This window comes from Micromonospora sp. DSM 43699, from assembly GCF_055517075.1.
This window is the reverse complement of the sequence record NZ_JBTMMT010000029.1, coordinates 39,228-60,781: the sequence shown is the minus strand read 5'-3', so window position 1 is coordinate 60,781 and position 21,554 is coordinate 39,228. Positions and strand designations below refer to the sequence as shown.

Below are 21,554 nucleotides of genomic sequence, written 5' to 3'. Positions count from 1 at the left end.
GGCGAGGGTCGGCCGGCACTGGCGTTTCCCGAAGAATGCTACTCGCCAGTAACCACGACCGTCACCACCCCCGGTGTGGCCCACACCACATCCACCCCGCCGTGATCACCGCCGGCGGCCCGGACGGCTCTCCGCCCCCGCCGCACCGGTCAGTGCGGGACCACCCCGGTGCGGTACGCCCACACCACGGTCTGCAACCGATCCCGTACGCCGATCTTGGCCATCGCCCGACCGAGGTGCGACTTGACGGTGCTGGTCTCGATGAACAGCTCGTTGGCGATCTCCAGATTCGACAGACCCCGGGCGAGCAGCACGACGATCTCGATCTCCCGGGCGGTGAGCGGATGCGCCGACGGTGCCTCGGCGACCGGCCGCCGGCGGGCGAACTCCGCGATCACCCGGTGGGTCACCGCCTGGTCGACCAGCCCGTAACCGCTTGCCAACCGCCGGATCGCGGCGATCAGTTCCTCGGGCTCGCAGTCCTTGAGGATGAATCCGCTCGCCCCCGACTCCAGCGCACCGAAGACGTACTCGTCGAGGTCGAACGTCGTCACCACCAGCACGGCCGGCGCGGCGCCCGACGCGTCGGCGACGATCTGGCGGGTCGCGGTGAGCCCGTCGCCACCGGGCATCCGGACGTCCATACAGACGACGTCCGGGCGCAGCCGGCCCGCCAACTCGACCGCCGACGTGCCGTTCGACGCTTCTCCCACCACCTCGATGTCCCCGGCGTGCTCCAGGATGACCCGGAAACCGGCCCGGACGACCGCCTGGTCGTCGACGAGCATCACTCTGATCATGCCGGTTCGGCTCCCCTCGCGGTCGGTGCGACAGATGGTGCCCGCGCGCCGTCCGGCCCCGTCGGCAGGCTCACCCCGACCGACCAGCCGCCCGCGTCGGTCGGGCCGGCGGTGTATCCCGCGCCGATCAGCTGGGCGCGTTCCCGGATGCCGATCAGGCCCACCCCGGTGCTGCTGCGGGCCGCCGGCTCGGGTCGCCGGGGAGCGGGTGCGTTCACCACCTCCAGCGTCACCTCGCGTGCCCGGAAGCGGAGCACCACCCGTACCGGTGCGCCCGGGGCGTGCTGCCGGGCGTTGGACAGGCACTCCTGCACCATCCGGTACAGCGCGACGTCGGCGATCGGGGGCACCTCGCGTGGGGTGCCCTCCCGGACCAGCTCGACCGGGGCGAGCGCGGCAGCGGTCCCGACCAACTCGTCGAGCATCGCCAGCCCCGGCACCGGGGCGTTGCCCTCGCCCCGGTCGGCCGGTTCGCCGCCGCCGGGCCGCCCGCGCAGCACCCCCACGACAAGCCGCAGGTTGTCCAGGGTTTCCTTGCCCTGGGCGCGGATCCACGCCACCCCGGCCTTCGCCGCCGCCGGATCCCGGTCGATCAGCCGCTCGACCGCCGCCGCCTGCACCACCATGCCAGACAGGTGGTGGGCGGCCACGTCGTGCAACTCCCGGGCCATCCTGGAACGCTCCGCGCCGATCGCGGCCGCCACCGTCGTCTGCTGCGCCCGGACCGCCTCGACCGCCTGCACCCGCAACAGCCGCACGTAGCGTCGGTGCGTGGCGACGTAGCCGCCGACCAGGATCGGGCCGAGGTAGGACAGCGCGCTGGTGGTGAGGTGACCGACCACCGTGACCGGCAGCTGGGCGGTCCCACCGGCGGCGACCGCGACGGCTGTCGTCTCGATCAGCACCGCGCCGCCCGCGAACAGCAGGGCGGTCCGCACCGGCAGCAACGTGCCGACCGTGTAGGCGGCGACGAACGGGGCGACGCCGCGCGCCGTCATGTCGGGCGGGACCATGGCGATGAGCAGCACCTGGAACCCGACCACCAGCGCGAAGCAGAGCCTGGGGCGGACCCGGCGCAGGCACAGCAGCAGCGTCTGGCCGCAGCAGACGGCGACGACCAACCGGGCCTGCGCCGGGTCGAGGGGCAACCCCTGCGTCGCCCCCGCGAACCGGAAGACCGCCGTGAGCACCCCGAAGGTCAGCACCGTGACGCCGACCGCGAGCAGGCAGTCCCGCCCGAACCAGCCGAGCCGCGCGAGCAGCGCGCCGGGTCGGCCCCCGGGCCAGGGTGGTCCGGGGGCGTCGACAGCTGCCGACCCGGTGCCGGAATGCTCGCTCATCCGATGATCATCCTGGTTCTCCCGTTGCACGCCTTCTCCCGCTGCAGGTCTGCTCGCCCCGTTGCCCGTCTTCGCTGCCCGTCGACCGGGCTCAGTAGGAGACACTCGGGGCGAGCAGCATGAACTCCACCGCGAACCAGCCCGTACCGGCCAGCGCGAGCAGCACCAGGCAACTGCCGACCGCCCGGTGCCAGCCCGCCCGGCGACGGACGTCGTCGACCAGCCGGACGGCGGCCGGCAGCACGCCGAGCAGGCCGACGAGTTGCAGCACCTGCACCGTCCGCAGCGCGGCGTCCGGGACGTCCCGCAGGCCCATGACGGTGACCAGGCTCAGCACCCAGCCGGCGAGGGCGAGCACCGTGGCGGCTACGGCGACGCGGGTGGACACCCGGGCGATCCGCCCCGCCCGGTCCCGCGGGGCGCGGCCGAGGCGACGGCGGCGGACCACACCGACCGGCCAGACCGACAGGGCGAGGACGAGCACGACCGTCGAGGCGGCGAGCACCGGGACGGCCACCCCGAGACTGCGGGCGGGCGGCACCGGCAGCAGGGCGAACGCGGACTCCATGCCGATCGCCTCCACCCGGCCGTCGGCCACCCGCATCGAGACGACCCGCTGCCCACCGACCTCCCGCCACACCCACGGGGCGATCTCCTCGTACGCGGCGGGCGAATCGGACAGCGGACCCGGCTCGAACAGCAGTCGACCGTCGGGCCGGGCACTCACCCGCGTCTGGTCGGCCAGGCCGGTCACGGCCAGGAAGGTGCTGGCCATCGCCCGGGAACTCGCGTACGTCCCGGCGGCCAGCGCGGCGTGCTCCGCCCGGGTCGGCGCGTCGACGGTCCCGGCCGGCCGGTCGGCAACCGGTGGGAAGTACCGGTCGGCGAATCCCGTCACCACCGCCTGCCGGAGGCGGTGGCTGTCCAGCGCCCCGTGGCCGTTGCCGTTGAGCGCGACGAAGATGCCGGCCCGCTCCTCCGGATAGATCTGGAGCTCGGAGTGGAAGAACTGGGTGTCTCCACCGTGACCGAGGATGCGGCGGCCGTTGCGGGTCTCGTCGAAGAACCCGAGGTTCATCCGACGACCGTCGGCCAGCGTGCCGAGTGAGGCCGCGTCGAGTGCCGGCCGCTGCATGAGGGCGAGCGTGGCCCGGTTCAGCAGGGGCTGTCCGCCCATCGGCTCGCCCAACTGGGCGAGCATGAAACGGGCCATGTCCGTGGCCGGGGCGGTGAGCGCACCGGCCGGGGCCGGGTTGACGATCTCGAACGGCTGGGCCGGCGCCGAGGCGGTGTCGTACCCCTTCGCCATCCGGTCCCGCAGCGGCCCCGGCAGCGGCTGGTCGAAGGTCGACGACGTCATGCCGGCGCGGGCCAGCACGTTGCGCGCGACGTAGTCCTCGAAGCGGGTGCCGGTCACCCGCTCGACGACGTATCCGGCCAGGCCGTTGCCGTAGTTGGAGTAGGCGGGGACGGTGCCGGGCCGGTAGATCTGCTCGGGCGGGTCGGTCACCATGGCCCGGCGCAGGTCGGTCCGGCTGCCCTCCGGGCCGATCAGACCGGCGATCCGCTCCTCGAACCCGGCGGTGTGGGTCAGCAGATGGCGCAGGGTGACCGGCCGGTCGTACTTGCGGGGCAGGGTGAAGTCGAGGTAGCTCTGGACGTCGGCGTCCAGGTCGACGGCACCGCTCTCCACGAGTTGCAGGACCGCTGTGGCGGTGAGCAGCTTCGACACCGACCCCACCCGGAACAGATGGCGCTCGGGGTCGACGGGCACCGCGGAACCACCCGCGCCGGTGCCCGTGTCGGCGTGACCGTAGCCCCGGGCGGTGAGGATCCGCCCGTCGCGTACCACGGCGACGGTGGCCCCGGCGATGCCGGTCCGGTCCAGCGCGGCCGGGAGCAGGCCGTCCAGCCAGGCGTCGAGGTCCCGGGCGGTCAGCGCCGCCGGATCGGCCGGCGCGCCGGGGGCGGCCGGGACGGCGACGGGCGGGGGCGGGGTGGTCCGGGCCGCGTCGGCGCCGCAGCCGGCGACCGTCGCCGTGACGGCCAGCGCCGCCAGGGCCGCCGCGAGCCGGCCGGGACGGATGGTACGGGGACCGGTCGGGCGGGATCGGGTGGCGAGCCGCCCGGTGGCGTCGTGGGGATCCACGTTCTGCTGCCTTTCCGCACCCGACGGGTGTCCGGAGAGGATCCGTACGGCGTCACCCGGGGGCACCGGACCAGCCTGCGCGAACCGGACGGCCGGGACATCTGGCGCAGGACGACAGGTGACCTGCTACCTGAGTAGGAAGTTCCGGGGCACCTGCGGCGGTACCGCTGCCCCGGGCCCACCCGGGAAGCGGGCCCACCTCCGTTCGTGGCGGGTGCCGGGATCAGGGCCGGGCGACGGGCAGCAGCGCCTCGGCGAGCGCGGGGAGCAGGAGGGTGAGCTGCCATTCCCGGGCGCCGTAACCGCGCAGGGTCGTCGCGACGGTGTCCACGGTGATCTCGTCGGGAGGCTGCCAGGCCAGCCGGCGGACCGAGTCGGGGGTGATCAGGTTCTCCGGGGGGAGCCGGTGCTCACCGGCGACCCGTACCACCACCTCACGGCAGCGGGCCAACCGGCCGGCGGCCACCGGATCCCGCTCGGCCCACCGGTGCGGCGGGGGCGGTCCCTCCACCGTCGGGGTGACCGGCAGTGCGTCCTCCGCCAACAGGCGGGCCTCGTCGAGCGCGACCAGCCAGGTGCGGGCCAGCCGGCGCACCGACCGGCCCCCGAATCCGGGCAGGGTCAGCAGCGTCTTCTCGTCCTTCGGGTCCAGCTCGGCGGCGGCGATGATCGCCGAGTCGGGCAGCACCCGACCGGGAGCGGCGTCCCGGCGGACGGCGATCTGGTCCCGCGCGTACCACAGCGCCCGGACCCGGGCCTGCGCCCGCGCCCCGCGAACCCGGTGGATGCCGGAGGTCCGCCGCCAGGGCTCCGCCCGGACCCGGGGCGGCCGGGTGGCCCAGGTGATCAGCGCGGCGAACTCCTCCGCCGCCCACGGCGACTTGCCCTGCGAGGTCAGCTCCGCGTCCAGCGCGTCACGCAGGTCGACGAGCATCTCGACGTCCAGCGCGGCGTACGTCAGCCAGGACTCGGGCAGCGGCCGGGTGGACCAGTCCGCCGCCGAGTGGTGCTTCTCCAGGGTGTAACCGAGCAGTTGCTCGGTCAGCGCGGCCAGGCCGACCCGCTCGAAACCGGCAAGCCGGGCGGCCAGCTCGGTGTCGAACAGCCGGCGCGGACGCAACCCCACCTCGGCCAGGCAGGCCAGATCCTGGCTGGCGGCGTGCAGCACCCACTCGGCGTCGCCGATGGCGTCGTCGAGGGTGGTCAGGTCGGGCAGCGGCAACGGGTCGATAAGCGTGGTGCCGGCCCCCGCCCGGCGCAGCTGCACCAGGTAGGCCCGTTGGCTGTAGCGGTAGCCGGAGGCGCGTTCGGCGTCGAGGGCCACCGGGCCGGTGCCGGCCGCGAAGCGGGCCACGACCTCGTCCAGCTCGGCGGGGGTGGCCACCGGCTGAGGGGTGCCGTCACGGGGTGCGGTCAGCGGAACGGGCCCGCCGATGGGCTGCTCGGTGCCCGGGTCCGCCGGCTCCGCGACGGCCGGGGGCGGAACGTCTGCCGTGCGGCTTTCGGCGGCCCGACGGCGCAGGGGTGGTTCGTCGGTCACCTGGCAACCCTAGTGCGCCGGGCCATGTGGTGTGCGCAGCCGGTCCGGTGTGTGTCGTCCCGGTGTCCGGCAGCGGTCCGGACGGTCCGGACACCCACCTCGCACCCGGGACGTCCGTCCTGATCCGGGACGTCCCCCTCGTGCCCGGGACATTCTGCTTGCGGGTCGGGCGTGTCGCACCGGTGGCTCCCGGCCGTCCGGTCGGCCCGGGACGCCGGGCGGCGGTGGTCGGGACGCCGGGCGGCGTTCAGGCCGCCCCGGCCGGACGGCGCTCGGAGAGCGCGGTGACGCCGGGCGGCGGCAACCCCGCGGTGGAGGCGAGCAGGGCGCACCAGGCCGAAAGGTGTGCGGCCAGGTCGTCACCGAGCGGCGTCCAGGACGCCCGGATCTCGACGTCCCCGGCGGCAGGCGGGCCGGCCAGGTCACCGAACCGGGTCGACACGGTCTGGGTGACCGTGCCGCCGGCCGCCCGGTGACGCGCCTCGTGCGCCTCCAGGGCGTCGGTGAGCCAGGTCCAGCCCACCCCCGGCAGCAGCGGATCGGCGGCCAGGTCGACCTCCAGCTCGGCGGTCACGTAGGTGACCAGCCGCAGGGTGCCCTGCCAGGCGTCGTGCCCGGCCGGGTCGTGCAGCAGGATCAGCCGGCCGTCGGCCACCTCGTCCTCGTCGCGCAGCACGGTGGCGGAGAGGGCGAACGCGTACGGGGCGAGTCGCTGCGGGGCGCCGACCTCCTCCAGGACGATCTCCGCCCGGGGGGTGACCGACCGCAGACCGGCGACCGCGCGGGCGAACGTCTCCGGGAGCGCGATCGGGGGGGCCATGACCGGCAGCCTATGCCGACCCGCCACCAGCCGCCCGGACGGCACGCCGAAGCGCCACCGCGCCGTGCGGGGTCGCCCGGGTCGGGGTGCCTGTCACAAATGGTGGCGCTGCCCGTCCGTCCGGACCGGGTGCGTGGCACGATTGCCGCGATGACCACCGACACCACGGGCGCTGCCGCCCGAGACGGAGAATCCCGCCGCAGCGGGCCGGCCGACTCGCCCTTCGTCCGGGCCTGCCGCCGGGAGCCCGTCGGGCACACCCCGGTCTGGTTCATGCGCCAGGCCGGCCGGTCGTTGCCGGAGTACCGCGAGATCCGGGCCAACGTGGGGATGCTGGACTCCTGCCGCCGGCCGGACCTGGTCGCCGAGATCACCCTCCAACCGGTCCGCCGGCACGGCGTCGACGCGGCGATCCTGTTCAGCGACATCGTCGTCCCGGTCGCCGCAGCCGGGGTCGACCTGGACATCGTCGCCGGCACCGGGCCGGTGGTCGCCGAGCCGGTCCGCACCGCCGAGGACGTGGAACGGATCCACCGGATCGACCGCGCCGACGTGTCCTACGTGGACGAGGCCGTCCGGCTGCTCGTCGCCGAGCTGGGCGACACGCCGCTGATCGGCTTCGCGGGCGCCCCCTTCACCCTGGCCAGCTACCTGGTCGAGGGCGGGCCGTCGCGTACCCATGCCAAGACCAAGGCCATGATGTACGGCCAGCCGGAGCTGTGGCACGCGCTCTGCGCCCGGCTCGCCGAGGTGACCCTGTCGTTCCTGCGGGTGCAGGTCGACGCCGGGGTCTCCGCCGTGCAGCTCTTCGACTCCTGGGCCGGTGCGCTCTCGGAAGCGGACTACCGCCGGTTCGTGCTGCCGCACTCCACCGCCGTGCTGTCCGGGCTCGCCGACACCGGGGTGCCCCGGATCCACTTCGGGGTGGGCACCGCCGAACTGCTCGGCGCGATGGGGGAGGCCGGCGCCGACGTGGTCGGGGTGGACTGGCGTACCCCGCTGGACGTGGCGACCCGCCGGATCGGCCCGGACCGGGCGGTCCAGGGCAACCTCGACCCGACCGTGCTGTTCGCCCCCTGGCCGGTGGTCGAGGCCGAGGTGCGGCGGATCGTCGCGCAGGGCCGGGCCGCCCCCGGTCACGTGTTCAACCTCGGTCACGGTGTGCTGCCGGAGACCGACCCCGAGGTGCTGACCCGGGTGGTCGCGCTGGTGCACGAGGTGTCCGCCGGCCGGGCCGAGCAGGGCTGAGGCGGTGCGCGCGCGGCCGTGGCGGGTGGCGGTGGTCGGCGGCGGGATCACCGGCCTCGCCGCCGCGGTCCGGCTGCGCGACCACGCCCCCGCCGACACCGAGATCACCGTGTACGAGCAGTCCGGCGCGCTCGGTGGCAAGCTGCGCACCGGTGAGCTGGCCGGTCGACCTGTGGAGTTCGGCGCGGAGTCGTTCCTGATGCGCGATCCGGCCGGTGGCGAGTCGGCTGCGGTGGCCCTGGCCCGCCGGCTCGGCCTGGCCGAGCGGATCGTGCACCCCACCGTCGGGCAGGCCGCGCTCGTCGTCGACGGGGAGCTGCGCCCGGTCCCGGGCGGCACGCTGGTCGGCGTACCCGGGGATCTGGCGGCGGTGGCGGCGGTGGCCGTGCCGACGGCGGACGGCGACCGCGACGGCGGTCGGCCGCTGCTCGACGCGGACCAGGACGTGCCGGTCGGCGCGCTGGTCCGGGCCCGGTTCGGCGACCAGGTGGTGCAGCGGCTGGTCGACCCGATGCTCGGCGGCGTCTATGCCGGCCGGGCCGACGACCTGTCCCTGGTCACCACCATGCCGGCGCTGGCCCGCGCGGCCCGGGTGGAGCACACCCTGGTCGGTGCGGTCCGGGCCGCCCAGGCTGCCGCGCCCCGCGCCCCCGGCGCACCTGTCTTCGGCACCCTGGCCGGCGGGCTGAGCACCCTGGTCGAGGCGGCGGCCACGGCCAGCGGCGCGACGATCCGCCGACACGCGGCGGTCCGTAAGCTGAGCCCGGTCGCCGACGGCTGGCGGCTCACCGTCGGCCCGACCCGTGCCCCGGAGCTGGTCGAGGCGGACGCGGTGCTGCTCACCGTGCCGGCCCGGCCCGCCGCCCGGCTGCTCGCCGGGTTCGCCGCCGCGTCGGCGGCGACCGTCGGCGGGCTGGACTACGCCAGCGTCGCGCTCGTCACCCTGGCCCTGCCCGAGCCGGCCCTGCCCCGGCTCTCCGGCTTCCTGGTGCCGGCCACCGAGGGGCTGCTGATCAAGGCGTCCACGTTCTTCACCACCAAGTGGGGGCACCTGGCCGCGCCGGACGGGCTGGCCCTGGTCCGTGCCTCCGTCGGCCGGTACGGTGAGGAGACATCGCTCCAGCTCACCGACGACGACCTGCTCGCCACCGTGCACCGGGAGCTGGCCCGGGTGCTCGGGGTGGCGCTGCCCACGCCGGTCGCCGGCCACGTGCAGCGCTGGGGTGGCGCGCTGCCCCAGTACACCCCCGGCCACACCGACCGGGTGACCACCGTCCGGGCGGCGCTGCGCGCGTCGCACCCCACGCTGGCGCTGGCCGGTGCCGGATTCGACGGGGTCGGCATCCCGGTCTGCGTCCGTTCCGGCGAGACGGCGGCCGGGGAGATCATCGAAGCACTGGGAGGATCGGGTCCATGACCGAGCAGACCACCGAGCAGACCAACGCGGCCCGGCTCAAGGAGTTGAACTCCACCGTCCGGTACACCATGTGGTCCGTCTACCGGGCCACCGGCGCGCTGCCGGCGCTGCGGGAGAACGTCACCGGTGAGGTGGAGTCGCTCTTCGAGGAGCTGGCCGGCAAGGACGTGGTGGTCCGGGGCATGTACGACGTGGCCGGGCTGCGCGCCGACGCGGACGTGATGATCTGGTGGCACTCGTCGTCCAGCGACGCCCTCCAGGACGCCTACCTGCGGCTGCGCCGGACCACCCTGGGTCGGGCGTTGACCCCGGTGTGGTCGCAGTTGGCGCTGCACCGGCCGGCGGAGTTCAACAAGAGCCACATCCCGGCCTTCCTCGCCGACGAGGCACCCCGGCCCTACCTGTGCGTCTACCCGTTCGTCAGGTCCTACGAGTGGTACCTGCTGCCGGACGCCGAGCGGCGGGAACTGCTTGCCGAACACGGCAAGATGGCGCGCGGCTACCCCGACGTCCGGGCCAACACGGTCGCCTCGTTCGCCCTCGGCGACTACGAGTGGATGCTCGCCTTCGAGGCCGACGAGCTGCACCGGATCGTGGACCTGATGCGGGACCTGCGCGCCTCCGGCGCCCGCCGGCACGTCCGCGAGGAGGTCCCGTTCTACACCGGTCGGCGTCGCTCGGTCGCCGACATCGTCAACTGCCTCGTGTAGCGGCACCGACGGTCGTCGCCCGGCACCGGCAGCCCGGCGCTGTCCGCATCTGGACGTTGCTGTCCCGGCCCCGATCGGGCCCGGACACGAACGTAGCGGTCTCCCAGGCTCGGGAGACCGCTACGTCCTCGGTGTCACGTGCCGACCCGTGCCACGCAGGGGCGACGGGTCGACGGGATCACACGGTCGCGGTGCAGACCGGGGTCGGGTTGGTGCCGGTGCCCGAGGCGAGGAAGCCGAAGGTGGTCTTCCCTCCGGCGGACAACGCCCCGTTGTAGGAGACGTTGCGGGCGGTCACCGCGGACCCGCTGCTGGTCAGCGTGGCGTTCCACCCCTGGCTGACCTGCTGGCCCCCGGAGTACGTCCAGTTCACCGTCCAGCCCTTGATCGCCGATGCGCCGGCGGTCACGTCCACCTCGCCCTGGAACCCGCCGCTCCACGTGGAGGTCACCCGGTAGGTGGCGGTGCAGCCACCGGTCGCCGGCGGCGTGGTCGGCGGGGCGGTGGTCGGCGGGGCGGTGGTGGGCGGCGCGGTGGTCGGCGGCGCGGTGGTGGGCGGCGTCGTCGGCGGTGCGGTGGTGGGCGGTGCGGTGGTCGGCGGGGTGGTCGGGCCGCCACCACCGAAGTCGACGTCACTGCACAGGTAGTACGACTGGTCCAGGTGGCTGGCCTGCCACACGGTGTAGACGATGTGCCGACCGGTACGACCCGGCGCGTTCACCGGGATCTGGATCGACACGCCACCGGTGTCCTTGTCCCACTGGGAGGCCGGGGTGTTCCCGATCTGTCCGGCCAGCTCCAGGTCGCTCCAGCCCAGCGGCGTGGTCAGCGCGTTGAAGCCCTGCTTGGTCACGTACACCCGGATGTAGTCGGCACCGTGGCTGGCCTGGTCGAAGAACTTCAGCCGGAAGCTGTTCGCGACCGACGTGGTCTTCCAGGCGCCGAGGGTGTCCAGGGCGTTGTAGCGGCCGTTCTGGGTGCGTCCGCCGCTGCACAGTTGGCCGGTCGGGATGGCACCCTGGTGGTTGCCGGCGACACCCTCCCGGAACAGGCCGTTCCAGTTCCACATGGCCTGCGGGTCGGCCTGCCAGGCCTGCCAGCACATCGGGTCCTCGGTGGCCATTCTCGGGTTCTGGAACTCGGCACCCCAGCGCTCCCAGCAGCTGTAGGCGCGGAACCCCGGGTTCACCACCGCGCCGTGCGCGGACGCCGAGTTGGCCAGGGCGGTGGTGAGCAGCAGCGCGATGATCGCGCCGACGGTGAGCAGCGACCCCGCGATGGCGTGGGGTCGTCTGCGTAGGACGGTGGACATGGAGCCTCCGAGGTGAAGGGGTCGGTCGAACGACGCCCGGACGGCCGGGAGTTGCCCCTCCCGTGCCTGCTGTGCGGCTCCCACGACGGCTCTACCCCCGCAGGCTTGCACAGGAAAGCGGTATCCGTCAATGTTTCGGTGGTTTGGTGGGTCGCGCCCCAGCACGTGCCCGTGCCCCGCCCGGACCCTTCTCCCGTGCCGGGGTCCCGGGTGGGCCGGTCAGTTCTCCCGGCGCATCGGCAGGTGCGGAATGCCGTCCTCGACGTACTCCGGGCCGGTCACCGTGAACCCGTGCCCGGCATAGAAGCCGGCCAGGTGGGCCTGTGCCTCCAGCACGCACGGCCGGTCGCCGACCAGCCGCAGCGCCTCGGTCATCAACCGGCCGGCGAGTCCGCCGCCCCGGGCCGCCGGGGCCACCACCACCCGACCGATCCGTGCCACGCCGCCCGGGTCGGCCAGCACCCGCAGGTACGCCAGGACGACGCCGTCGTGGGCCAGCCAGAGGTGCCGGGTGCCCGGCTCGACGTCCCGGCCGTCCAACTCCGGGTACGGGCAGCCCTGCTCCACCACGAACACGTCGATACGCAGCCGCAGCAGGTCGTGGAAGGTGCGCGCGTCCAGTTCGGCGAAGCTGGCGAGACGGACGTCGACGCGGTGCGGTGCCATCCCGCGATGGTAGGCGGCCCTGCCCCGCCTGCTCTGCTGCCTGCCCCCGCCTGCTCTGCTGCCTGCCCCGCACCGGACCGCGGTGGGTCAGGCCGGGCGGGCACCTACCGCGTCGCGGATCTCGGCCCCCAGGGACTCCACCGCGCGGGCACAGTGCGCGCAGCAGAAGAACCGGCCGCCGACCTCCACCCCGTGCCCGATGATCTTCACCTGGCAGTGCTCGCAGATCGGCGCGAGCTTGTGCGCCGCGCACTCGAAGCAGTCGAAGGTGTGCACGTCACCGCTGACCGTGCGCACCTCGAACGCCATCCAGTAGTCGTTACCGCAGACCTCGCAGGTAGCCACCTGTCCCACCCTCCGAATAGAGCACTGGTCTCCCAGCCTGCGACCACGACGGCGTGCCTGGTGGCGAAATGCTCGATTCGATGGGGAAAATGGTGTTCCGTACCGGCGTGTCGGGCTCAGCCCTGTCGCGGCTCCAGGCGGATCGACACCGAGTTCACGCAGTGCCGGGTGTCCTTCGGGGTGAAACCCTCGCCGTGGAAGACGTGCCCCAGGTGACTGTCGCAGCGGGCGCACCGGATCTCGGTACGTACCATGCCGAGGCTGCTGTCCTGGATCTCCCGGACCCGCCCCGGGATGGCGTCGTCGAAGCTCGGCCAGCCGCAGTGCGAGTCGAACTTGGTGTCGCTGGCGAACAGTTCCAGCCCGCAGGCCCGGCAGTGGTAGACGCCGGGGGTCTTGGTGTCGACGTACTCGCCCGTCCAGGGGCGCTCGGTGCCGGCCTCGCGCAGCACCCGGAACTCCTCAGGGGTCAACCGGACCCGCCACTCGTCCTCGGTGCGGGGCAGTGCGTTCTCGTCAGGACTCACCCGTCAACCGTACGTCGGATGTCGGGGGCATCGCATATGGTCGCGCCATGGCGAAGGCGACGGCGACCGAGGTGGACGTGGCCGGGCACCCAGTCCGGCTGAGCAGCCCGGACAGGGTGATCTTCCCGGAGCGCGGCTTCACCAAGGCCGACGTCTTCCACTACTACGTCTCGGTCGGCGACGGCATCATGCGCGCCCTGCGGGACCGGCCGACCACCCTGCAACGATTCCCCGACGGCATCGAGGGGGAGGCGTTCTACTCCAAGCGGGTGCCCACCCGGGGGGTGCCGCCGTGGGTGCGGACCGTCGGGATCACCTTCCCCAGCGGGCGCGGTGCCGACGAGTTGCGCCCGACCGATCTCGCCCACGTCGCCTGGGCGGCGCAGATGGGCACAGTGGTGTTCCACCCCTGGCCGGTCCGCGCCGCCGCCGTCGACCACCCCGACGAGCTACGGGTGGATCTCGACCCGCAGCCCGGGACCGACTTCGCCGACGCGGCCACCGCCGCCGCCGAGCTGCGCGGCATCCTCGCCGAGCTGGGCGTCACCGGCTGGCCGAAGACCTCCGGTGGCCGGGGGCTGCACGTCTACCTGCGCATCGCCCCCCGTTGGACGTTCACCGAGGTGCGCCGGGCCACCATCGCGCTGGCCCGGGAGCTGGAACGGCGCCGCCCCGAGCTGGTCACCACCGCCTGGTGGAAGGAGGAGCGGGGGCAGCGGGTCTTCGTCGACTACAACCAGATGGCCCGGGACCGCACCATCGCCTGCGCATACTCGCTGCGCGCCACCGCACGGGCCACCGTCTCCACCCCGGTCGGCTGGGACGAGTTGCCCGACGTCGACCCGGACGACTTCGACCTGCGTACGGTGCCGGCCCGGTTGGCCGAGCGGGGCGACCCGCACGCGGGCATCGACGACGGATCCTTCGACATCACGCCCCTGCTCGACTGGGCGGATCGGGACGCCACGCACGGGCTGGGCGATCTGCCCTATCCGCCGGACCATCCGAAGATGCCCGGCGAGCCGAAACGGGTGCAGCCGAGCCGGGCGAAGCGCCCGGCCGACGAAATCGTCGACTGAGCACGGAAAGCCCGGTGGTCGTCGCTATGCCGGGGTGTCGGTGTTTGTGCGAATCACTTGCGTCCAATGCCACTCCCACGCGTGAAAATGGCTTTCATCCAGACTCTTTCTGGTACTGATGATTGCGCCCGCCAGGTCGCCGCGCCTACGGTCGAATATGAAAGGTGGGATGCGCGGAAGTCGACTTCACTCGCGTGACCAGGGCATACGCCCCTCGGTCCGGGCTGCGGGTCGGCCGGCGGCTCCGGCTCATCCGACCGCGCGCGAGTTCGGACAGGGGTTTTCACCATGGCGGCCACGACGAGGAAAGAGCAGCGGATCGGCGGGACCCGACGCCAGCATTCCGTGATCCTGGAATATCTCAAGATCCTGCCGGCCGTGCTCACCGGAGTGGCGGCGGTGCTGGTCGCGCTCACCGGACTGCTGACCCTGCTCGTCAAATAGCTTCCGCCGCTCGGTCTTCCGGACGGATCCCCATTCGGGTCCGGCGTAGGCATCCGAGTCATGCGGGGCTCCGGTCCCGGATCAGGCTCCGGCCTCGGATCGAGCTTCCGCTCCGAGGTGGGTTTCAGGTCCCGGAGCGGCTTGCGGTTCGTATTCCGGGTTCGGCTCCGCTCCGGGCTCGGATTGGTGCTTGTCGTCTGGCGTGGGCCGCCGGACCATCGCCGAAGAACGCGCCGGTGCGCTCGCGGCCCGGGTGGGTGGCCGGGCCGTCCAGGACAGGAAGCGGTCGAACAGTTCCGTCGGGGACGGGGCCGGGTGCAACAGCCTGCGTAGTTGTCGGAGTCGAGTGGGCTTCATGCTGTCATCGTCAACCCGTGGACCTCGTTGGCGTGTCGGAGATCAGGACGATGCTCGGGAACGTCTCCCGGCAGCGCGCGTCCGTGATCGCCAACCAGCGGAATTTCCCGGAACCCGTGGCCGTGCTGGCGATGGGCAAGGTCTGGCGGAAGGTCGACGTCGAGGCGTGGATCCGCGAGCACCGGCCGGAGCTGACAAAGGGCTAGTCCCAGTCGGCGGGCCGCACGGTGGGGCTGACGGAGGGGCGACCCCCAGTCGGCAGGCTGCGGTTGGCGCGTGTGGTCGAGCAGTAGCGGTCGGCCGGGATGCTCAACTCAATGTCGGCGATGTTGCGGCATTCGGGAGGCTTCGACCGCGCAACATCGGCCCACCTGAGTGGATCATGCCGGGTGGCGGCCCTCGGCGATCGCCTCGACCGCCTCCTTGGCGGTGCGCAGGTCCACCCCGGTCGCCTCCCGGTAGGCCTTGATCGCCTTGATCTTCTCGCCCCGGGCCAGGTGGTCCCGCACCCCGGGCAGGGTCGGGCCCCGGTCCACGATGCCGAGATGTTCCATGATCAGCCGCTGTCGCCGCTCGATCTCCATCAGCCGGAACGACGCGTCGCCCCGGCCGTCCCGGCGGGGGAGTTGCAACAGCAGCGCCAGCACGAGGGCAGTGCTCGACATGATGAGGGCGATCTCCATGCCGTCGATCCAACCAGATCGACGACGACCCGGACGACCTCGGCTCCGGCCGGGCCGCGCAGCCCCGTACACCCCGGCCGACCGACGGCTCAGGGTAACGATCATGTAACGGGCGCGAACCTTTCCCGCCGGGTCACCGCTCTTGCTCTCCGTCGGCCCGACCCCGGGCCGACCCGGGGGAGGCGACGGAATGAAGCTGGTGTGGAGGCGGGCCCGCGAGGCGCGCGGCCTGCTGCTCGCGGCAGCAGCCGCCGCACTGGTCGCGATCGCGCTGGTCACCGGGCTGGCCGACTACAACCGGCGGGCCGTCGACGCGGGGCAGCGGGCCCTGATCGCCGCCGCGCCCGTCGAGGAACGCAGCCTGCTGGTCAGCGGCTCCGGCGGGCGTGACCCCGCCGAGTACGCCACCCGGGACCGGGCCGTCCGGGACGGCTTCCGCACCGCCCTCGGCACCACCCCGGTCCGGGTCGCCGCCGCCCGCTACGGCACGGGACGGGAACTCACAGGCGACCTCGGCGCGACCGTCCGCACCGGAACGGACCCGGTCTTCGCCACCCTGGCCACCCTGGACGACCTGCCCCGGCACGCCGACCTGGTCGACGGCGACTGGCCGACCGCCGGGGCCGGCCCGCTCCAGGCCACCCTGCCGGAGAAGGTCGCCGGCACGCTGGGCCTGCGGGCCGGTGACCGGGTGCCGATGCGCGACCGCAGCGCCGACAGGCGTACCGAGGTGTCGGTCTCCGGCACCTGGCGGCCCCGCGACCCGGCAGATCCGTACTGGCGACTCGCCCCCGGGCTCGGCGTCACCCCGGACGCCGACGCCGCGCGCGGGCCGTTCGTGCTCGACCCGGCGGACTTCGCGGCCACCTTCCCCGGCGCGGTCTCCGCCGCCTGGGTCGTCGCGCCCGACCTGGCCGCCGTCGGGGCGGACCGGTTGCCCGCGCTGCGCCGGGCGGTCGCCACCGCCGCGACCGAGGTTCCCGAGGCGGCCGGGCTCGGCTCCTCCGCGCAGGCGGTGACCACACTCGACCGGCTGATCGACCGGATCGGCCGGGCCGACCTGGCCGGCCGTTCCGCCCTGGCCACCCCGCTGCTGCTGATCGTGGTCCTCGGCGGATACGCACTGGTGCTGATCGCCGCCCTGCTGCACGAGGACCGCCGCGCCCAGACCGCCCTGCTGCGGGCCAGAGGCGCGGCCCGCCGCCAGCTCGTCGGCCTGGCGGCCCGGGAGGCGACCCTGGTGGTCGTCCCGGCCGCCCTGCTCGGGCCGTTGCTCGCCGGTGGGGCGCTGCGTCGGCTCGCCGCCGACGGCCCGGTCGACCTGGGCGGTGCTGGCGGCGGCTGGGTCTGGGCGGCGGCCCTGGCCACCGCCGTCGGCTGCCTCACCGCCATGGTCGCGCCCACCCTGCGGGGTGCCGGCACCTACGTGGCCGACCTGGCCGCCCGGTCCCGGCCCGACCGCACCGGGACGATCAGCCGGGCCGGACTCGACCTGGCCCTGGTCGCCTTCGCCGTGCTGGCCTGGGTGCAACTGCGCCGCTACTCCTCCCCGCTGGCCGGTGCCGGCAACGACCTCGGCGTCGACCCGCTGCTGGTGGCCGCGCCGACGCTGGGAGTGCTGGCCGGTGCCGTGGTGGCGCTGCGGCTGCTCCCGCCGGCCACCCGGTTCGCCGAGCGGTTCGTCGACAGGCGACCGTGGACCGCGACCATCTTCGGGATGTGGCAGGCCGGCCGGCGTCCGCACGCCGGGCCGGTGCTGCTGCTCGCCCTCGCCGTCGGCGGCAGCACCCTGGCCTGGTCACTTGTCGCCACCGGGGAACGGTCCCAGGCGGACCAGGCCGACCACGCCGTCGGCGCGGACCTGCGGCTGGTCGAACGCACCGGAGCCGCCCCCGCCGACCGGGCCGCCGCGCTCGCCGCGCTGCCCGGGGTCGACCGGGCGCTGCCGGCCTGGCGGGACGACGTCCGGGTCGGCCGGGACGACCGGCAGGCCACCGTGCTGGGCCTGGACACCGCGCACGCCGCCGAGGTGGTCAGGTTCAGCGACCGGCTCGCCGACCGGCCCGCGCGGGAGCTGTTCCCGGCGCTGGCCGCCGCCCGGGGACCGGCCGTCGGGGTGCCCCTGCCGGCGGACGCCCGCCGACTCGCCGGCACCGTCCGCACCCCCGTCGAGCAGCCCGTCGGCCCGCACCGGATCGCCGTGTCGGTGCTGCTCACCCGGGCCGACGGGCTGGCCTACCGGCTGCCGGTGGCGAGCGCCGGCAGCGACGGGCGGGCCGTCGCGTTCACCGTCGACCTGCCGACCGGCGACGGGCTGCGGCTGGCCGGCTTCGAAGCCGACGGTGGGGACAGCGCCGGCAGCGGGTACGCGCTCCAGGTACGTGACCTGCGCACCGCAGGCCCGGACGCGCGGCCCACCACCGTCCCGCTCACCGGCCGGTGGCGGGTGGCCGCCGCCGAGCCCGCCGAGTCCGCCGAGCAGGGCAGCGCCACGGTCACCGGTGCCGGGCTGACCGCCACCCACCCGGTCGGGCTCGTCGCGGGCGGGCGGTACGCGTACCAGCCGTCGTCCCGCTTCGTGGTGGTGCCGGACGGCCCGAACCCCGCCGTACCGGCGCTGATGACCCCGGCCGTGCGGGCGGCGCTCAACGTCCGGCCCGGGGAGACCGTGGTGCTGGCGCTGTCCGGGGTCTCGCTGCCGGTGCGGCTGGTCGGGGAGGTGACCGCGCTGCCCGCCACCACCGGGGACGGGGTGCTGCTCGACCTGCCCGCCGCGACCGACTGGCTGCTCCGGAACTCCGGCACCGTCCGGGCGGTGCCCGAGTGGTGGCTGCGGGTCGATCCCGCCGCGCCTGCCGGGGCGACCCGGGCCGCCGCCGCGCTGCCCGGGGTGACCCTGCTGGACCGCCGGCAGGCCGCCGCCGTGGCCGCCGACGACCCGTACTGGCAGGGTGCCCGGACGGGGTTGCTGGCCGCCGCCCTCGGGTCGGTGCTGCTCGCCCTGGTCGGCCTGGTGGTGGACGTCTGGGCCACCGCCCGGCATCGGATCGGTGAGTTCTCGGTGCTGCACACCCTCGGCGCGTCACCCCGGCTGCTGGCCCGGGCGCTGCTCGCCGAGCAGACCTTCCTGGCCGGGATCGGCGTCGGGGTCGGCCTGCTGCTCGGCGCGGCGGTCGGGGCCACCATGGCCCCGCTTGTCGTGCTCACCCCGGCCGCCGGGCGACCGGTGCCCGAGCCGGCGTTCGCCCTGGCCTGGACCCCGATCGGGTTGACCGCGGCGGGGCTGCTGCTGGCCGCGCTGGCCGGCAGCGCGGCGATGGCCACCGGCCTGCGGCAGCGGGTCGCCGTCGCCCGGTTACGCGGCGGGGGAGACCGGTGAGGACAGCGACGACCGGACGGCTGTGCGAGGGGGAGAACCAGCGATGAGCATCGGTGCCGTGATCCGCCGGGTACGCGCCCACGGCGGGCAGTTCCTGCTGCTGGCCGCGTTGACGCTGGTGATCGCCCTGCTGGTCGGCGGGGTGCCGAGGGTGGTCAACCGGCTGGCCGGGCAGGGGCTGCGGGAACACCTCGCCGCCGCGCCGGCCGCCCGCCTCGACCTCACGTATTCGACCCGCCCCTTCGCCGGTGGCCCACCGCCGAGCAGCCGGGCGGCCGAGTTGGACGCGCTCCAGCAGCGGATGCCCGCCGACGTGCGGGCCGCCGTGGCGCACCGCTGGTACACCGCGCAGACCCCCGCCGGCCGGGTCACCGGCCCCGACCTGACCCGGGGCAACCACCTGGTGAACCTGGGTCTGCGCGCCATGCCGGGAATCGAGACGGTGGGCACCCTGGTCGACGGGCGCTGGCCGGACGGGTCGGCCGACCGGGAGACCCCGGTGCCTGTCGCCCTGCCCGCCGACCTCGCCGGCCGGTTCCAGCTGCGGGTCGGCAGCCGACTCGTGCTCGCCGCGCCCGACCCGCAGAGCCCGCCCACCCCGCTGACCGTGGTGGGGTTGTTCCGGCCGGTCGACCCGGCCGACGGCAGCTGGGACGCCCTGCCCGCGGTGCTGGAGGTGATCGAACCGGAGGGGGACGCTGAGCCGTTCGTGCTGGTCGGGGTGGTCGCCGTCGGCGCGCTGGACCGGCTGGCCGTCGAGGGCCGGCCGATGTCGTTCAGTTGGCGCTACCGGCTCGGTGTGGACGGCATCGACGTCCGACGGATCGACCGACTCGTCGCCGGGGTGCAGCGGCTGGCCAGGGCCGACAACAGCGGCACCGGCACGGAACTTACCCAGGGGGTCGACGTCCTGCTACGCGAGTTCAGCCGGGCGGTCGGCTCGGCGCGTACCCTGCTCGCCGTCATCACCGCCGGGGTGCTGGCGACACTGGCCGGGCTGGTCGTGCTGGCCGCCGCCTCGACCGCGCGTCGCCGCCGCGCCGAGTTCGTGCTGATCCGTGCCCGGGGCGGCGGCGTCACCACCGGCCTGCGACGCAGCCTCGCCGAGTCGCTGCTCGTCGTCCCGCCCGCCGCCGGGCTCGGCTGGCTGCTCGGCGGTCTGCTGCCCGGTGCGCCCGGCGACACCGGGCCGCTCGCCGTCGGCGCGACAGCCCTGGTCACCCTGGCGCTGCCGGTGGCGACGCTGGCCGTACCGGCCGGGGTGCTCGGGCGGCGGGACCTGGGCCGGCTGCGGCCGTCCGCGCGGCGGGCCACCACCGAGGCCGCCCTGGTGCTGTTGGCCGGGCTCGCGGTGGTGCTGCTGCGGCGGCGGGGCCTCACCCCCGGCGAGGTCGATCCGTTGCTGGTCTCGGTCCCGGCGCTGGTCGCGGTGGCCGCCTCGGTGCTGGCGCTGCGGCTGTACCCGTGGCCGGTGCGGCTGGCCGGCCGGCTCGCCGCGCGTACCCGGGGAAGTGTGGCCTTCCTCGGCACGGCCCGCGCCGGTCGGGCGGCGGCGGCCACCCCGCTGGTCGTGGTGGTGCTCGCGGTCGCCACCGCCGCGTTCTGCGCCGTGGTCGCCACCGGCATCGAGGCCACCCGCGACGACGTCGCCACCCGGGCGGTGCCGGCGGACGCGCTGATCCGGGGGGACCGGCTCGCCCCGGACACCGGCGCGGCGCTGGAACGGTTGCCCGGGGTACTGGCGGCCACCGGGCTGGCCGACGGGCCGGCGCAGCGGCTGGCGACCGACGCCGACGGCACCGACGCCCGGCTGCGCGACACCGCCGTGCTGCTTGTCGACGGCCCCGCGCTGGTCCGCACGGCGCGGGCCGCCGGTCGGGACGTCCCGGTGCCCGGCCCGCTGCGCGACGCCCGGCCGGGTGCCGGGCCGGTGCCGGCGGTGGTCTCCCCGGCGGTCGCCGCCGACCTGGCCGCCGCCGGCCTGCGGTCCGCCTTCGTCACCGTGCAGGGCCAGCGGTACGAGTTCATGCCGACCCGGACCGTCGCCGACTTCCCGTTGGCCGGGCCGGACACCACCCGGTACGTGGTGCTGCCCTGGCAGGCGCTGCCCCGACGGGACACCCCGCCGGTGCCCACCGGTTTCCTGGTCGCCGGCGACCGGTTCGACGCCGGGGCGTTGCGTCAGGTCGGGGACGAGGGGCAGCACCGCTACCAGACCGGCGGCGCGGTGACCGGCCGGGAACGGCCCCGGGGCGTGGCGGTGCAGACCTGGACGCAGACCCGGCTGCGGCTGGGCGGCGGCGGCGCGAACGGGTTGCTGGCGTTCGGGTTCGCCGCCGGTGCGGTGGCCGGCGGGGTGTTGGCGCTGCTCGCGATCGCCTTCACCGTGCTGGCCGGGGCCCGTGCCCGGGGTGCGGTGCTGTCCCGGCTGCGCACCCTGGGCCTGTCCCGTCGGCAGTGGCGGGGACTGCTGCTTGTGGAGTTGACCCCGCTGGTCGGGGTGTCGGTGCTGACCGGCGCGCTGGTCGGGGTGCTGCTGCCGGTGCTGCTCACTCCGCTGCTCGGGCTCGCCGCGTTCACCGGCGGCACGCCGGTGCGGGTGGGCTTCGCCCCCGGTCTGGTCGCCGCCACGGTCGGCCTCGGCGCGGTCGCGCTGGGCTTCGCCATGGCGGTGGAGGCCCTGAACAACCGTCGGATGCGCCTCGGCGAGGTGCTCCGGCTCGGAGAGGAGAGCTGAG

The 21,554-nt window shown here is 74.7% G+C and carries 17 protein-coding genes; 7 read left to right on the top strand and 10 right to left on the bottom strand.

Annotated elements, in window-relative coordinates; genetic code table 11:
• Nucleotides 1–149: 149 nt before the first annotated feature.
• From AC0AIB_RS16420 to AC0AIB_RS16400, 5 genes are all read right to left on the bottom strand, one after another.
• Nucleotides 150–800 (bottom strand): response regulator transcription factor, encoded by a 651-nt coding sequence (locus AC0AIB_RS16420; RefSeq protein WP_328338737.1) that lies wholly within the window; start codon nucleotides 798–800, stop codon nucleotides 150–152.
• Nucleotides 797–2,140, bottom strand: a complete 1,344-nt coding sequence (locus AC0AIB_RS16415) for a sensor histidine kinase (protein ID WP_328338735.1) — start codon at nucleotides 2,138–2,140, stop codon at nucleotides 797–799. The genes AC0AIB_RS16420 and AC0AIB_RS16415 overlap by 4 nt, the downstream gene beginning before the upstream one ends.
• A 91-nt stretch (nucleotides 2,141–2,231) precedes the next feature.
• The gene (locus AC0AIB_RS16410) at nucleotides 2,232–4,355 is read right to left on the bottom strand and encodes a serine hydrolase domain-containing protein (protein ID WP_465096994.1); all 2,124 of its coding nucleotides are present in this window, start codon (nucleotides 4,353–4,355) and stop codon (nucleotides 2,232–2,234) included.
• A gap of 157 nt (nucleotides 4,356–4,512) precedes the next feature.
• A complete protein-coding gene (locus tag AC0AIB_RS16405) occupies nucleotides 4,513–5,829 on the bottom strand; it encodes a ribonuclease D (protein WP_328338731.1) in 1,317 nt (438 codons plus the stop codon).
• 247 nt (nucleotides 5,830–6,076) lie between these two features.
• Nucleotides 6,077–6,649, bottom strand: a complete 573-nt coding sequence (locus tag AC0AIB_RS16400; RefSeq protein ID WP_328338729.1) for a DUF3000 domain-containing protein — start codon at nucleotides 6,647–6,649, stop codon at nucleotides 6,077–6,079.
• Between the two features lie 150 nt (nucleotides 6,650–6,799).
• On the opposite strand from AC0AIB_RS16400, the gene hemE reads away from it, so the two are divergent.
• Genes hemE through hemQ form a run of 3 tightly spaced genes read left to right on the top strand, consistent with a single transcriptional unit; the run spans nucleotide 6,800 to nucleotide 10,024 of the window.
• A complete protein-coding gene (gene hemE, locus AC0AIB_RS16395) occupies nucleotides 6,800–7,897 on the top strand; it encodes a uroporphyrinogen decarboxylase (protein WP_328338727.1) in 1,098 nt (365 codons plus the stop codon).
• 4 nt (nucleotides 7,898–7,901) lie between these two features.
• Complete coding sequence (hemG, locus tag AC0AIB_RS16390; RefSeq protein WP_465096993.1) at nucleotides 7,902–9,314, top strand: protoporphyrinogen oxidase; 1,413 nt, start codon at nucleotides 7,902–7,904, stop codon at nucleotides 9,312–9,314.
• Nucleotides 9,311–10,024: a hydrogen peroxide-dependent heme synthase gene (gene hemQ, locus AC0AIB_RS16385; RefSeq protein WP_328338723.1), complete on the top strand. Its 714-nt coding sequence runs from the start codon at nucleotides 9,311–9,313 to the stop codon at nucleotides 10,022–10,024. Before hemG ends, hemQ begins: the two co-directional genes overlap by 4 nt.
• Before the next feature lie 178 nt (nucleotides 10,025–10,202).
• Here hemQ and AC0AIB_RS16380 read toward each other — a convergent pair whose 3' ends face one another.
• From AC0AIB_RS16380 to msrB, 4 genes are all read right to left on the bottom strand, one after another.
• Complete coding sequence (locus AC0AIB_RS16380; protein ID WP_328338721.1) at nucleotides 10,203–11,336, bottom strand: lytic polysaccharide monooxygenase auxiliary activity family 9 protein; 1,134 nt, start codon at nucleotides 11,334–11,336, stop codon at nucleotides 10,203–10,205.
• A gap of 219 nt (nucleotides 11,337–11,555) precedes the next feature.
• Nucleotides 11,556–12,002, bottom strand: a complete 447-nt coding sequence (locus AC0AIB_RS16375) for a GNAT family N-acetyltransferase (RefSeq protein ID WP_465096992.1) — start codon at nucleotides 12,000–12,002, stop codon at nucleotides 11,556–11,558.
• Between the two features lie 87 nt (nucleotides 12,003–12,089).
• Entirely contained in the window at nucleotides 12,090–12,347 is a 258-nt protein-coding gene (locus AC0AIB_RS16370) for a Prokaryotic metallothionein (RefSeq protein WP_328338717.1), read from the bottom strand.
• A 116-nt stretch (nucleotides 12,348–12,463) separates the two neighbouring features.
• Complete coding sequence (msrB, locus tag AC0AIB_RS16365; RefSeq protein WP_465096991.1) at nucleotides 12,464–12,874, bottom strand: peptide-methionine (R)-S-oxide reductase MsrB; 411 nt, start codon at nucleotides 12,872–12,874, stop codon at nucleotides 12,464–12,466.
• A 47-nt stretch (nucleotides 12,875–12,921) separates the two neighbouring features.
• Here msrB and ligD point away from each other — a divergent pair, with 47 nt between their 5' ends.
• On the top strand, nucleotides 12,922–13,953 hold the full coding sequence (gene ligD, locus AC0AIB_RS16360) for a non-homologous end-joining DNA ligase (RefSeq protein ID WP_465096990.1): 1,032 nt from the start codon (nucleotides 12,922–12,924) through the stop codon (nucleotides 13,951–13,953).
• Between the two features lie 818 nt (nucleotides 13,954–14,771).
• Nucleotides 14,772–14,960 carry a hypothetical protein gene (locus AC0AIB_RS16355; protein ID WP_328338712.1) on the top strand — a complete coding sequence of 63 codons (189 nt, stop codon included), beginning with the start codon at nucleotides 14,772–14,774 and terminating at the stop codon, nucleotides 14,958–14,960.
• A gap of 174 nt (nucleotides 14,961–15,134) precedes the next feature.
• On the opposite strand, the gene AC0AIB_RS16350 is transcribed toward AC0AIB_RS16355, so the two are convergent.
• Nucleotides 15,135–15,437, bottom strand: coding sequence for a hypothetical protein (locus tag AC0AIB_RS16350; protein WP_328338710.1), 303 nt, complete (start codon nucleotides 15,435–15,437; stop codon nucleotides 15,135–15,137).
• A gap of 190 nt (nucleotides 15,438–15,627) precedes the next feature.
• Here AC0AIB_RS16350 and AC0AIB_RS16345 point away from each other — a divergent pair, with 190 nt between their 5' ends.
• Nucleotides 15,628–18,816: an FtsX-like permease family protein gene (locus tag AC0AIB_RS16345; protein WP_328338708.1), complete on the top strand. Its 3,189-nt coding sequence runs from the start codon at nucleotides 15,628–15,630 to the stop codon at nucleotides 18,814–18,816.
• Between the two features lie 43 nt (nucleotides 18,817–18,859).
• A complete protein-coding gene (locus AC0AIB_RS16340) occupies nucleotides 18,860–21,553 on the top strand; it encodes an FtsX-like permease family protein (protein ID WP_465096989.1) in 2,694 nt (897 codons plus the stop codon).
• Nucleotide 21,554 lies beyond the last annotated feature (1 nt).

Excerpts from the sequence above, each read along its gene's own strand:
- AC0AIB_RS16420 (WP_328338737.1), bottom strand. The coding sequence starts at position 800 with ATGATCAGAGTGATGCTCGTCGACGACCAGGCGGTCGTCCGGGCCGGT.
- AC0AIB_RS16415 (WP_328338735.1), bottom strand. The coding sequence starts at position 2,140 with ATGAGCGAGCATTCCGGCACCGGGTCGGCAGCTGTCGACGCCCCCGGA.
- AC0AIB_RS16400 (WP_328338729.1), bottom strand. The coding sequence starts at position 6,649 with ATGGCCCCCCCGATCGCGCTCCCGGAGACGTTCGCCCGCGCGGTCGCC.
- hemE (WP_328338727.1), top strand. The coding sequence starts at position 6,800 with ATGACCACCGACACCACGGGCGCTGCCGCCCGAGACGGAGAATCCCGC.
- hemQ (WP_328338723.1), top strand. The coding sequence starts at position 9,311 with ATGACCGAGCAGACCACCGAGCAGACCAACGCGGCCCGGCTCAAGGAG.
- AC0AIB_RS16380 (WP_328338721.1), bottom strand. The coding sequence starts at position 11,336 with ATGTCCACCGTCCTACGCAGACGACCCCACGCCATCGCGGGGTCGCTG.
- AC0AIB_RS16375 (WP_465096992.1), bottom strand. The coding sequence starts at position 12,002 with ATGGCACCGCACCGCGTCGACGTCCGTCTCGCCAGCTTCGCCGAACTG.
- ligD (WP_465096990.1), top strand. The coding sequence starts at position 12,922 with ATGGCGAAGGCGACGGCGACCGAGGTGGACGTGGCCGGGCACCCAGTC.
- AC0AIB_RS16350 (WP_328338710.1), bottom strand. The coding sequence starts at position 15,437 with ATGGAGATCGCCCTCATCATGTCGAGCACTGCCCTCGTGCTGGCGCTG.
- AC0AIB_RS16345 (WP_328338708.1), top strand. The coding sequence starts at position 15,628 with ATGAAGCTGGTGTGGAGGCGGGCCCGCGAGGCGCGCGGCCTGCTGCTC.
- AC0AIB_RS16340 (WP_465096989.1), top strand. The coding sequence starts at position 18,860 with ATGAGCATCGGTGCCGTGATCCGCCGGGTACGCGCCCACGGCGGGCAG.